Here is a 13,147-nt window from a genome sequence, read left to right as displayed (position 1 = left end):
CGGCAGATATCCTGCAGTGGGTGTTTTGTCTTGATGATTAGCGGCGGTCGATTTCCAGAATGGTCTGGAACAGGACTTCTGCGCCGCGGGCGCATGCCTCGGGCGCGGTATATTCCGCCTCGTTGTGCGAGAGCCCGTCCTTGGATGGCACAAAGATCATGGCAGTCGGGGTGATTGTCGCGATATGGGCGGCATCATGCCCGGCGCCGGAGACAATGTCATTCGCCGAGTAGCCGAGCGCTTCCGTGCTGGCGCGCACGGCGTCGATGATTACGGGATCGAAAACGACAGGCGCCTTCGACCAGATGTGATTCAAGGCGACACCTGGCCCAGTCTTGCGGACAGCCTCTTCAAGGGCCGCTTGCATCTGATCCAGCCCGGTCTCGGAAGGATGGCGCATGTCGATCTGGAGCCGAACGGAACCGGGCACGACATTGCGCGAATTCGGCCCGACCTCGACGAAACCGACAGTGCCCACACCCGGCGGGTTTTGACGGGCGATGTCGCGGACGGCAAGGACGATTTCGGCCGCCGCAACAAGTGCATCGTCGCGCTGCGCCATCGGCGTGCTGCCCGCATGCGCCTCCGTGCCCGTGATGGTGACATCGAACCAGCGCAGCCCTTGGATGCCCGTGACGACACCGACCTCGGTCGCCGACGCTTCGAGCAGCGGCCCCTGCTCGATATGGAGCTCGACATAGGCGGCAAAGGAAGCCGGATCGATCTTGGCCTTGCCGCGATAGCCGATCGCATCGAGCGCCGAACCGACCGTGACACCTTCGCGGTCGGTGCGCGCCTGGGCGTCATCGAGCGCCAGCGCGCCGGCAAAGACGCCGGAGCCCAGCATTGCCGGCGAGAAGCGGGAGCCTTCCTCGTTCGTCCAGTTGACGACCACGAGCGGATGGCGAAGCCGGGTGGCGCTTTCCTTGAGGGTGCGCAGGATTTCGACACCGGCGAGCACGCCGAGGATGCCGTCGAAGCGGCCGCCCTGCGGCTGGGTATCGAGATGGCTGCCGACGGCGATCGCCGGCAGCGACATGTCCTCGCCGGCATAGGTCGCAAAGATGTTGCCGATGGGGTCAATCTCGACCGTGCAGCCGAGCGCGCGGCATTCCGCGACATACCAGTCGCGGACTTCACGATCCTCCTCGGTCAATGTCAGCCGCGTGACCCCGCCCTTGCCCGCAGCACCGAAGCGCGCGGTCGAGACGATGTCGGCCCACAGCCGGTCGCCGCTTGTCGCCGGCGTGTTGATGCGGCTGGTTTCGCTGCGCATGGCTTCGGCGCTCATTTCTGCTGCTCCGGCGCGTCCTTGTTGAGCCGATAGCGGAAATCGCAATGGGAGGCGCCCTGCATTACAGTCTGGGTGCGCTCCAGCGTGATGCGCGGGTCGTAGCCGGTGCAGAAGAGGCCGTCGCGGTTGCAGGACAGCAGGTGTCCGATATGGCCGAGGCCCATCTCGCGATAGGTCTCGGCGTAGCGACAGCGCTTGACGTTGTAGTGGAATTCCTCGTCCGTCGCCTTGGTGACCTCGATGACCAGCGCGTCGTCCTGGGTCCAGAGATCCTGAAGTTCCTGGAAGGTGCGCAGGTTGGTGCCGCCGGGTGTCTTGGCGGCAAAGGTCCGGCCCGCCTCGATCGCGGCCTTGGTGATCGCCTTGTCGAGGATCGCCTGGGCGCGCTCCTCGCCGATCTCCTCGCGCATCGCCTCATAGATTGGCGCGATGATGCCGGCCTCGATGCGGCGGCGCGCGAGAATTCCGATCTCGCCATCCATCGCGACGCGCGAGTCGGCGTTTTGATTGTCCGTCTTTTCCATGCAATGCCTCCCTGTCTGCCTAAGGGCAGAAGAACAGGGGCAGTTTACTACCCTGTCGATGCTTCCGTGTTGCAAATCCGTACCGGAACGATCGAATGCTGTGCAAATATTTTGCGCCAATCTCCGACCGCGCAGGAATCATTCCCGCTTTTTGGGGAATATGCATAGCCGCGTGGTGTAGCGCCCGGAATCGGCGCTGTGCCGTCAGCGCTCGCTGCTTGAAACGAACCAGCGGTAATAGGGATTGGTCGGCTCTACGCGCATCAGCAATTCCATGTCGCGCGCCCACTCGTCGCGGTAGCCGGCATAGGCATTCAGCGAGGCCTGATAGAACAGCATCAGCCGGTTGTGGGCATCCGTCACGGATTTGTCGAACGCCGGGTCCGCGCCGAGAAGCGGAGCCTTGCTGCGGAGGGCAACCAGGGCCGGCACCGTGCGCTGCAACTCGTCGGGGCGAACCCAGCTTGCATATTCGATCCGCGGTTGGTCGTCGGTGACCGGCAGGGCCGAACCGGCATAGCGCTCCAACCCGGTGCGATCGGACATCCAGGTCGCGAGCAGGTCGGCCGGTCCGGAAATGCCGACGTCGCGAAGCGCTGCTGCAAGCGTCGGGTCGGCGAGCCGGGCGGCAATGCGGGAAGCGTCAAGCTCCTGCGGCTCAATGGAGCCAATGAGCAGCATCTCGTGCAGTTCGGTCGACCAGAGCGTCGCATGCGGGAAACTGTCGAGGAAGCTGCGCACGAGCGCGCGGGTGTCCTCGTCGTTCTGAGTGGCGATCGGCAGCCATTGCGCGACAAGCCCGTTCGGCGCGAGGCGCTCACGCGCCAGGCGATAGAAGTCGGACGAGTAGAGGTTGACCACGCCGGCGGCCGAGGGCGGCGGCGGTTCGAGCGTGATCAGATCGTAGCGGGATTGGCTCCGCATCAGTTCGCGCCGGCCGTCGGCTACGCGCACGTCGAGACGGCTATCGCCAGCCGCATTGAAGTTGCCGGCAAAGAGCGTCGAGGCGCGGGCGACCGAGGGCAGGAGTTCGGCGGCAACGCGCCGGTCGAGGCCGGGATAGGCGAGCAGCGCACCGGCGGTGATGCCGGTACCGAGACCGATGACCAGAGCCGATTTCGGCTCGCCCTTGTGGATGACGAGCGGCAGTAGCGCCTGCAGCCGCATGTAGCGCAGCGACGGCATGGCATCGCCGGTGTTGGAAACGCCCTGGATGTAAAGGCGGCGGAAACGGCGGTCGGGCTGCCCCTGTTCGATGACGGCGACGGTGGCGCCGAGACCCTCTTCATAGGAAACGATCGTGCCATTGCCGCGCGAAAGGTTGAGCAGGCTCGCCAGCCGATCCGACGGCACGATGACGGCGATCAGCACGGTGAGGGTGCCGAGAGCCGGTGCGAGTAGCCGCCGGCCCATCCAGCCGCCCTGTCCGCGACTGACGGCGACGAGCCCGATTGCGGCTGCGGCAATGGCGAGGACGGAAAAACTTCTGACGATACCGAGAGACGGGATCAGCACAAAGCCGGTCAGAAGCGTGCCGAAAATGCCGCCGAGCGTGTTCAAGGCAAGAACCCGGCCGGTGTCGCGGCCGGCGTGTTCAGGGTCGACGGCGAGCCTGAGGGCGACCGGGAAGGCGGCGCCGAGGATCAGCGTCGGGATAAAGACGATCGTCAGTGCGGCGACGAGGAAGCGCGCGCACATGCCGGCAAAGATGCTACCGGTGACGTCGGCGACGGCGGCCTCAGCGCTGGTCTGCAGCGCCGTCAGCCAGGGGCCAAGCAGCGCAAGTTCGGCGAGCGCCACCAGGCCGGCGAGCGTGATCAACAAGCCGAAGGCCCCCCAGGGGTCGGACAGGCGCTCGCTCCGGCGCGCAAAAAGGGCGGCGCCGAGGGCAAGGCCAGAAAGATAGGTGGCAAGCACCACGGAAAAGGCGAAGGAGCGGGTGGAGATGAACTGCACGATCGCCTGCGACCAGGCCACTTCATAGCCAAGGGCGATACCGCCGGCGATGGCATAGAGGACAAGCGCCAGCCGCGAACCGTTAGCGCTACGCGTTTCCCCAGGGAGTGTCCCTTGAACAGGTTCCCGGGCGATAGGCACATTCAGGGAAAGCGCGATCGCTGCGGCGACAAGGCCGAGCCCCGCTGCCGCAAGCCCTGTCGCCTGAACGCCGAGGGCGGGAATGAGAACGAAAGAGACCGCCAGGCACCCGGCGATCGCGCCGAGCGTATTGGCGGCATAGAGCCTGCCGCCCTTCGCGGCGACGCTGCCTGCTGCGGCGTTTAGCGCCCGCAGCAGGACCGGCAGGGTGCCACCCATCAGGAAGGCTGGCGTCGCCACGATCAGGACCAGCAGGGCCCAGGCGGCGAGCGGGCTGGTGCCCTCAATCGCGACGAAGACCGGCGCGATTCTGGAAAGTATGAAGGTGACGCCGACGCCGAGTATGGCGACCCCGGTTTCAAGCAGGGCATAGAGGCGGAGCGGCTGGCGGGAACGGTCGCCGGCACGGCCAAGGACAAAACTGCCGAGCGCAAGGCCGAGGAAGAAGGCGCTGACCCCGGTGCTGACCGCATAGACATCGACGCCGGTGACCAGCGAAAGCTGCTTGATCCAGAGAACCTGGAAGACCAGAGCGGCGGTGCCGGAGAGGAAGAGCAGGAATGCCGCGGCTGCCGGAGCGATGTGCGTCCGCTTTGCCGCCGAGGTGCCTTCATTCGACTCCTCGAAAATCACCGATCGAGCGGGCGGAACGGTCTTCGTCATTGCGGCACGCCATCTCTTAACAAAGGCAGGAAGAGAAGGCGGCACACCAGGCGCCGCCTTCGAGAGTGTTATTGGGCAGGTTGGGACTTCGCCAGGATCTCGTCGATCTTCTGGTGCACGCTTTCTTCGATCTGATCGACCGAGAAGCTTGCCGGCTTCTGGCTTGGCGGATACTCGATGAAGGTTTCGAGGAACGCGGCGGATTTCCCGACCGCTTGGGCGAAGAGATAGGCATTTTTCGTCCGCCAGTCGTTGTATTGATCGGAGACGATGTCCGCCCGCTCATAGGGGTCCATGCGCAGGTTGAAGATCTTCGGTGCGCGCAGGCAGGTGAAGGGATCCTGCCAGACGTCGAAACCTCCCGGCTTGCGCATTTCGCAGTAGACGGCTTTCCAGTTGTCCCAGCGCATGCCGACGAGCTTGGCGTCGTCGTTGAAGTAGAAGAACTCCTTGCGCGCGCTCTTTGGCTGCTCGCCGGTGAGGTAGGGCAACTGGTTGTAGCCGTCGAGATGAACCTTGAATGTCTTGCCGTCGAGGTCGGTACCCTTCAGCAGACGTTCCTTGATGTCCTTGTCGCCGGCGGCAGCCAAAAGCGTCGGGAACCAGTCGAGACCCGAGAACATCTCGTTGGAAACGCCCGGCTTGATCTTGCCGGGCCAGCGGATCATTGCCGGTACCCGGAAGGCGCCTTCCCAGTTACTGTCCTTTTCGCTGCGGAACGGCGTGGTCGCCGCATCCGGCCAGGAGAACTGGTTGGGGCCGTTGTCGGTCGTGTAGACGACGATGGTGTTGTCGGCGATCTTGAGCTCGTCGAGCAGGTCCAGCAGTTTACCGACGTCCCCGTCATGCTCGATCATGCCGTCGGCATAGTCGTTGCCGGGCATTCCGCTCTGGCCCTTGTACTGGTCGCGCACATGCGTGAACAGATGCATGCGTGTCGTGTTCATCCAGGTGAAGAACGGCTTCTTTGCATCCGTCTGCTTCTTGATGAAGTCCATTGCCGCCGCGGTCGTCTCGTCGTCGATGGTCTCCATGCGCTTGGAATTGAGCGCTCCGGTGTCCTCGACCTTGCCGTCGGCGAAGGAGTGCAGCACGCCGCGTGGGGCATAGGACTTGAGGAAAGCCGGATCGTCCTTCGGCCAGTATGGGCGTTCCGGTTCTTCTTCGGCATTCAGGTGATAAAGGTTGCCGAAGAACTCGTCGAAGCCGTGTGCCGTCGGCAGGAAACGGTCCTGGTCGCCGAGGTGGTTCTTGCCGAACTGACCGGTGGCATAACCCTGGGCTTTCAGCGCCTGGGCGATCGTCACGTCGCGGTCCTGGAGTCCGACCGGAGCGCCGGGAACGCCCACCTTGGACATGCCGGTGCGCAGCACGGTCTGGCCGGTGATGAAGGTAGAGCGGCCGGCGGTGCAGCTGTTTTCGGCGTAGTAATCGGTGAACATCATGCCGTCGTGCGCGATCCGGTCGATATTCGGTGTCTTGTAGCCGACGACACCGAAGGAATAGGCGCTGATATTGGTCTGGCCGATATCGTCGCCAAAGATGACGAGGATGTTGGGCTTGGCGGCATCCTGCGCGAAGGCCGGCAGCGCGGAGGCGGAAATCGACGACATAAGCACGGTGCCGGCGAGCGCCAGCGCTTTCGGTTTCGCGGCATGCCCGATGGTACACGCGGCGAGCCGGCCAAGCCGGTTCTTCAGATCGATACTCATCTCATGTCTCCCTGAGGCAGCAAGCAATCGCTCTCGGAATGCAGGCAAAGTTTCGGATTTACCAATTCAACTTCTACCGGCGGGTGTCCGCGGGTAAGTACGTAACAGTTACGAAGGTCGGCGACGGCGGGTAAATCAGGTCCGGCCGACGGCTCCGAAGCGCCTTGGCGGCGCGGCCTCCAGACCGGGGTTAAGATCGGGCAAGTCCGATGTCGGGCCGGCGCCATCGGCGGAGGTTTCCGCCAGCCAGCGCTGTCTCGCCACGTTCAGACCGCTGCGTAACCGCAGGAGATCTGGCCCGTCATGGTGGGGGCTGCTGCTGCCATAGCGGCTGCGGCGATAATCGGCAAAAGCGTTTGCCGTCGCCGGGTCGGCGAAGCTGTCGAGCCAGCGCGAGAGCGGCGTGTTGCCAGTCCGGCGTGACCAATGGTCGAGCGCCGTCTCCAGCCGCGTGGGGTCGTGATCCCGACAGGCGTCGAGCACGTGGCGAAATGCCGTGGCCTCGGATTGCGCCCTCTGCTCGAGTGCGGTTTCCAGCCGGGCTTCGAGGCGACCGAACAGATTGGCGGCCAGCTGGATAAGCGCCGCGAGAGCGGCGATCGATGCCGCGATGCCGAGCCACCACAACCAGTCGAAAGGTTCCTCAGCGGGCGGCGGCGCAGGCGGGGCGAGTGCGGGCGCAGGCGCTGGGGCAGCGTTGACGTTGACGGTCACTCTGGCCGCCTCGGCCGTCTGCATCGATCCGCTCGCCGGGTCGAACCAGGGCAGGCTGATCGCTGGAAGCGCGTAGGTGCCGGGCTTTGCAAAGACGTAGGTTGCCACGTCCTTGCGCAGTCCCGCCGTGATATCCCCGCGTGACGTGCGCTCCTCCGAAAGCACCGGATCGTGCCGGTAAAGCTGCACGTCCGCCGGGGCGTCGAAGGTCGGTTCGGGGATCATCATCGGCGCCAGGCCGGCGGCGCGGATGGTGATGGTGCGCACCAGGGCATCGCCTGCCTTTAGCCCCGCGGGATCCCGGTCGAAAGACTGCGTGAGGGTGATTTCTCCGGCGGTGACGCCGGCCTCTCCACCTGCGCCTTGCGGAACGGCTTCGACCGTGAACGTGAGCGAAGGCAACGTCACCTGACCCTTGCTCATCTGGCCGGGTACGGCGGCATAGCCGAACGGAATGACGGCGGGCGGCAGCACGTAGTCGCCTGCCGCCTGCGGGGTGATCGCGTAGGTTTTGCGGATGCCTGAGAAGGCCTCGCCGTTGACGGTCTCGTTGAGGTTCATGCCGCGTTCGTCGGGCATGGTGACAACAGTGCCGGGAAGATCGAACAGAGGAAACTGCGGCGGCGAAAGGAAGTAGTTCGGCACGAAGACGTCGACGTCGACCTCGATCTGCTGGCCGGCATAAATCGGCGCCTTGGTCGTGAGCGTCGCGCGGGCAAAGGGATTGGCGGCGAAGGCCGTGCCTGCAAGCCAAAGCGACAGGCCGAGGAGCCAGATGATCAGCCGCGGCAGGGCGGCGAGGGCTGTCACGGGGCCGCCTCCTTTGCTTCGATCGCAAATTTTCGTGCCAGCAGGTCGGCCGGCGACACCTGGATGTTGCGCATCCACATGTCGGCCGTCTGCGGTCCGCCCTGAACGGTCGCTTCCGTTCCCTTCTTGCCCTTGTCGTCGAACTGGGCCTGGTCCGGGTCAATGCCCGCCTGTTCCTGCTGTGCGTCCTGTTCCTGCTTGTCCTTGTCGGCCTTGCGCTTTTTGGCGATCTCGAGGTTCTTTTGGGCGTCGGTCCAGTCGGGGCGGCGCTTCAGCGCCTGCTCGTAGGCGGCGATCGCCTCCTCGGCCTTGTCGAGGTGCAGGAGGGCATTGCCCTGATTGTAGTAGCTTTCCGCCGTATCGCTCTCGGCAAAGGCGTCGATCGCATCCTGGAAACGGCCGGCGCGGTAGAGCGCTGCGCCGCGCCAGGCGGGATCCGCGAACGTTTCAAAGGCCCCCTGGAAATCGCCCTGTTCGAAGGCGCGACGGCCCTGCTGGTCCGGAGTGAGCCAGAGGTCGATAAAGCGATTGTCCGCCGCCTCCACCCGTTCGCTGCCCATGAGCGAAGTGGCCGCGAGCAGATAGACCGCCCAGCGTATGGTCCAGCCGCGTCGGAACCAGAAGAGGCCGAAGACGGCAATCGGAATCGTCAGCCACCAGCCGAGATCGTGCCAGCGCGTCAGCCCTTCGGCCGTCTTCGCTGCAAAATTCGTCTGGATGCGCCTGATGATCCAGCTGACGTCGGCGTCATCGGATGTCACCGACGCCACCTCGGCCTTGGATGCGGACTGCAGCGCCTTGAGGCCGTCGACATCGAGCTTCGCCCTGACATGCGCGCCGGTGGCGTCGGTCAGGAACCCGCCGTCCGCCGTCTTGACCGGACCGCCTTCTGCCGTGCCGATGCCGAGCACCATCAGCGAGTTGCGCCCCTGATACCCACCGAAGGCCGGGAAGGCGGAACGCTCGACGCCGTCGGTCATGAACAGGATGGTGCCAGGCACCGTTTCGTTGGCGAGCGCTTTTTCGACCTCCTGCAAGGCCTTGGCTGTGTCCTTACCCTCAACGGGCATGATCTGCGGCGACAGCGCGGCGAGGTAGGATTTGACCAGCGCGGCATCGTCGCTGAGCGGCAGCACCATGTGGGCGGAGCCGGCATAGGCGAACAACGCGGTGCGCGAGCCTTTCCTCCTGTCGAGAATGTCCTGGACCTTCAATTTGGCGCGTTCGAGCCGCGTCGGCGAAACATCGGTCGCGTTCATCGTCGGGTTGAGGTCAATGGCGATTGCCAGAGGTGCGGTGTCCTCGACGAAGGGCGGCCGTTCACGCTGCCAGGTCGGGCCAGCGGCTGCGATCGCCGCAACGGCGATCAGTGCGGCGGTGACGTGCACCGGCTGGAAACGCCGTTTCCCGCCCTTGTCGATCAGCAGGTGATCGAGCAGGTGCGGTGCGATCATGTCCTGCCACTGCGAGCGGACATCGCCGCGCCGGGTAACGAGGTAGATCAGCAGCGGGACGGCGGCGAGCGCCAGCAGCCACAGCGGCCGCAGAAAGTGAAAATCCGCGATCATGGCGCTGTCTCCCGGCGCTGACGCCGGTCGCCGAGCGAGGATAGGAGCCACATGACGGCGTGATAGGCGAGCACCAGCAGGAGTGCCGCACCCAGCGGATAGTAGAACAGCTCGATGCGCGGCCGCCAGGAGAGCGTCTTCTGGTTTGCCGGCGTCAACTGGTCGAGCAATTGGTAGATGTTCTGCAGACCGGCCTGATCCTGGCCGAAGAAGTAGCGCCCCTTCGTCGCTTCGGCGATCTGCTGGAGTGCCGCCGTGTCGAGCTTCTGTTCTCCTTGAGCATTGGGATCGCCGATGCCGACCGTGTGGATCACCACCTTTCGCTCGGCGGCGATGCCGGCGGCCTTGTCGGGCGGCATCTTGCTGGCGGTGTCGTTGCCGTCGGTCAAGAGGATCATCACCTTGTCCGGCGCGGTGCTGGCGTCGAACATCTTGATCGCCAGCCCGATCGCATCACCGACGGCGGTGCGGGGACCGGCCATGCCCGGCAGGCTGTCGGCCAGCATCAGCTTGACGGTCTTGTGGTCGAGCGTGAACGGCACCAGCGGATAGGGGGCATCGCCAAAGGCGATCAGGCCCAACCGGTCATTGGGCCGACGGTCGATGAAGTCGGCGACCACCGCGTGCACCGCTTCGGCGCGGGTCTGCAGGTTGCCGGCAGGATCGCGAAAATCGCGCGTGTCCATCGACTGTGACAGATCGATCGCCAACATCAGGTCGCGCTGCGGTTCGACCTTCTCGATCGGCGGCTCGACATATTGCGGCCGCGCCAGCGCCAGCACGATCAGCGTCCAGCAGATGGGTGCGATCACCTTCTGGCCGAGATTGGTTCTCGGAACGACGGAGCCTTCGGTCGGACCGAGATTGGCCGCCGCGGTGATGTCCTTGAAGAACGGCACCCTGACGGCGGCCGACTGCTCGCGGTATGGCGGAAGCAGCCACCAGACAAGGAAGGGCAACGGCAGAAGGATCAGTGCCCAGGCGTGGTCAAGCACGTACATGATGCGCCTCGATCCAGCGCCGCGCTGCCGCGATATAGGCCTTTGCCTCAGCCTCCGGAATCGCGGCGAGCGCCTGGCTGCCACGATACTCGGCTTCCTCGAAAAAACGCGCAGAGGCGATCGGAAAGACGGGGCCGCCGGAATGAGCGTCGAGATACTTTGTCCAGCCGGTGCCGTGCAGGCCGGCAATGGCTTCGCGTGGCCAGATCGAGAGCGCGGTCCGCTTTAAAAGGACAGGCAGGGCAACGAGCGCCTCGCCACGCGATCCGGTGGCGGTCAATCCGGCTTCTATCTTTCTGAGGTCGGCGAGCGCTTCGCGGCGGTAGCTGTTGGCCTCCCAGCGCCGGTACCAGCGCCAGCAGGCAAAGGCCGCCATGAGGAGGACAATGCAGCCGAGCACCACCCATGCCGGGGTCTGGGGCATCATCGAGACAGGTTGCGGCAAGGCGATATCCGCGAGCTGCCGAAGGGCGGTGTCGAGCATCGGATCTTTCGGAGGTGCCGCCGTCGCCATCATCGCCTCCGCTGCCGGCTGGCGAGTTGGCCGAGCATGGTGCGCAGCTGCGGCGCCACCTCTTCCGCCGCAGAGATCGGCAGCATGGGCAGGCCGAGCTCCTCCTGCCAGGCGCGCAGCGCTCGCCCGCGCTTGCGGGCAAAGCTGTCGATCGCCTCGCGCACATTGCCATGGCCGAACTGCACTTCGGCCTGAAGCAGCCCGCCGCTAAAGACGATATCGCCCTTGCGCGGCAGTTCGAGCAGGAAGGGATCGTAGATCAGAACGCAGATCACATCGTTGTGGGCCGAGAGCTTCAAAAGCATGTCGCGGGTTTCGAGGCTGTAGCCGTCGAAGTCGCTGACGACGATGATCAGGTGATCGTGCCGGGCGATGTTGGCGACGGTCGTCAGCACGACGTCGAGCTGCTCGGCCCCATGCGGCGCCTGCGAACCGGCCTGCAGTGCGGTATTGTGGCGAACGATGCTGTCGGCGAGCCGGATCACCGCTTCGCGGCTGCGGTATGGGCGCGTTTCGGTCACCTCCTCGTCGCCGAAGACGAAGCCGCCGACACGGTCGCCAAGGGCCAGCACGCGCCAGGCGGAGAGCGCTGCCACTTCCGCCGCGGCGACCGACTTCATCGCGCGGCGGCTGCCGAAGAACATGTTGATGCGCTGGTCGACGACAATGAGGGCCGGCCGGTCCTTCTCTTCGTCATAGACGCGGACGACCGGCTTGCCGGTGCGCGCCGTCACGCGCCAGTCGATGGCGCGGATGTCGTCGCCGGGCAGGTAGTTGCGTAGTTCCTCGAAGGAAAGTCCGCGGCCGCGCATGCGTGATTCGTGACGGCCGGCAAGCAGGCGGCGCACCGGCGCCTTGCGCAGGAACGTCAGGTCGCGGGCCATCGCTTCGAGACCGACAAGTGCGTCCACCGAGGTGTAGACGCCGGTGGTGTCGGCGGTGCGGGGCTTTATGATGCCGCGTGAGCGGGCGAGGGCCGGCAGGGATATGGCCATCGGCGAACCTCCATCCTCAGGCGACCGCGACGAGCTCGACGATGCGGTCGATCACCTGGTTGGCGGTGGTGCCGCCGGCATGCGCTTCGTAAGAGAGCACCAGGCGATGGCGAAAGACATCGTGCACGGTCGCCTGCACATCGTCGGGCGTGACGAAATCGCGGCCGTTCAGCCAGGCGTGCGCCCGCGAAACCTTATCGAGGCCGATGACGCCGCGTGGGCTCACGCCGACCTGAAGCCACTTGGCCAGATCCTTGTCGACCTTGTCGGGATAACGTGTCGCCATCACCAGCGCGACGATGTAGTTCTCGATCGCTTCGGAAACGGTGATCGCCGATATTTCCTTGCGTGCGGCAAAGACCGCGTCCTGGGCAAGCTTCTCCGTCGCATGATTGTTGGACTTGGCGTTGGTTTCCTCCGAGCGCACGAGCCGCATGATGTCTGCCTCTGAGGCTGCGTCCGGATAATCCACCTGGATGTGCATGAGGAAGCGGTCCAGTTGCGCTTCGGGAAGCGGATAGGTGCCTTCCTGCTCGATCGGGTTCTGGGTCGCCATGACCAAAAAAAGATCGGGCAGCACATGGCTCTTGCCGCCGATCGTGACCTGGCGTTCCTCCATCGCCTCGAGCAGCGCCGATTGCACCTTGGCCGGCGCCCGGTTCACCTCGTCGGCGAGGATGAGATTGGCGAAGATCGGCCCTTCCTGGAACTGGAACGCGCCCTTGCCGCCCTCGGAAAAATAGATCTCGGACCCCGTGATGTCGGCGGGCAAGAGGTCGGGTGTGAACTGGATGCGCGAAAGCTCCGCGTCGAGGTTTTTGGCCATGCTCTTGATCGCTCGGGTTTTCGCAAGTCCGGGCAGGCCCTCGACCAGCAGATGGCCGTTGCTGAGCAGCCCCAGCAGCAAGCGCTCGATCATGCCCTCCTGGCCGATGATCGCTTCGCCGATGCGCTTGCCGAGTTGCTGGATATCGTCGCGTGCACCCATGAAGTCCTGCTCCCTTGCCCTGCCGGCAACATCAGTCGTCATGAACTTTCACGAGAGCTTATTGTTAAATCAGGCCAATTGGAAAGAACGTAACAGTAACGAAGGCCTGAGCGGCGATGGCGGATACCTCTTGTGGCACGCGGCCTGCGCCCCGAGGGCTTTGGGCGATTGCGTAACGGTTACGTACTTTGGGCAGCGGGCATTTGGCGCTAACGTGTGCAGACCGTCCGCACGCGTGCTAGCCGACGGTGCCAAGGGAGATCAGAG

General features: G+C 64.6%; 10 protein-coding genes. All 10 read right to left on the bottom strand.

Annotated elements, in window-relative coordinates; all coding sequences use genetic code 11:
* Positions 1 to 37: 37 nt before the first annotated feature.
* Complete coding sequence (locus tag BLU15_RS14400) at positions 38 to 1,291, bottom strand: Zn-dependent hydrolase (protein WP_244546749.1); 1,254 nt, start codon at positions 1,289 to 1,291, stop codon at positions 38 to 40.
* Positions 1,288 to 1,818, bottom strand: coding sequence for an L-2-amino-thiazoline-4-carboxylic acid hydrolase (locus BLU15_RS14395; protein ID WP_090296044.1), 531 nt, complete (start codon positions 1,816 to 1,818; stop codon positions 1,288 to 1,290). The genes BLU15_RS14400 and BLU15_RS14395 overlap by 4 nt, the downstream gene beginning before the upstream one ends.
* Before the next feature lie 204 nt (positions 1,819 to 2,022).
* Positions 2,023 to 4,578: a spermine/spermidine synthase domain-containing protein gene (locus BLU15_RS14390; protein ID WP_244546748.1), complete on the bottom strand. Its 2,556-nt coding sequence runs from the start codon at positions 4,576 to 4,578 to the stop codon at positions 2,023 to 2,025.
* A gap of 68 nt (positions 4,579 to 4,646) precedes the next feature.
* On the bottom strand, positions 4,647 to 6,290 hold the full coding sequence (locus BLU15_RS14385) for an arylsulfatase (RefSeq protein WP_082573021.1): 1,644 nt from the start codon (positions 6,288 to 6,290) through the stop codon (positions 4,647 to 4,649).
* A gap of 135 nt (positions 6,291 to 6,425) precedes the next feature.
* Positions 6,426 to 7,814 carry a BatD family protein gene (locus BLU15_RS14380; RefSeq protein WP_244546747.1) on the bottom strand — a complete coding sequence of 463 codons (1,389 nt, stop codon included), beginning with the start codon at positions 7,812 to 7,814 and terminating at the stop codon, positions 6,426 to 6,428.
* Positions 7,811 to 9,382, bottom strand: coding sequence for a vWA domain-containing protein (locus tag BLU15_RS14375; protein ID WP_090296041.1), 1,572 nt, complete (start codon positions 9,380 to 9,382; stop codon positions 7,811 to 7,813). Before BLU15_RS14375 ends, BLU15_RS14380 begins: the two co-directional genes overlap by 4 nt.
* A complete protein-coding gene (locus tag BLU15_RS14370) occupies positions 9,379 to 10,383 on the bottom strand; it encodes a vWA domain-containing protein (RefSeq protein WP_090296037.1) in 1,005 nt (334 codons plus the stop codon). The genes BLU15_RS14375 and BLU15_RS14370 overlap by 4 nt, the downstream gene beginning before the upstream one ends.
* Entirely contained in the window at positions 10,370 to 10,897 is a 528-nt protein-coding gene (locus tag BLU15_RS14365; RefSeq protein ID WP_244546746.1) for a DUF4381 domain-containing protein, read from the bottom strand. Before BLU15_RS14365 ends, BLU15_RS14370 begins: the two co-directional genes overlap by 14 nt.
* Positions 10,897 to 11,892 (bottom strand): DUF58 domain-containing protein, encoded by a 996-nt coding sequence (locus tag BLU15_RS14360; RefSeq protein WP_090296032.1) that lies wholly within the window; start codon positions 11,890 to 11,892, stop codon positions 10,897 to 10,899. Before BLU15_RS14360 ends, BLU15_RS14365 begins: the two co-directional genes overlap by 1 nt.
* Before the next feature lie 16 nt (positions 11,893 to 11,908).
* The gene (locus tag BLU15_RS14355; RefSeq protein WP_060521798.1) at positions 11,909 to 12,880 is read right to left on the bottom strand and encodes an AAA family ATPase; all 972 of its coding nucleotides are present in this window, start codon (positions 12,878 to 12,880) and stop codon (positions 11,909 to 11,911) included.
* Between the last annotated feature and the right edge of the window lie 267 nt (positions 12,881 to 13,147).

The organism is Ensifer sp. YR511, assembly GCF_900103045.1.
GTDB classification, from domain to species: Bacteria; Pseudomonadota; Alphaproteobacteria; order Rhizobiales; family Rhizobiaceae; genus Ensifer; species Ensifer adhaerens.
This window is presented reverse-complemented; position numbering and strand designations above follow the sequence as displayed.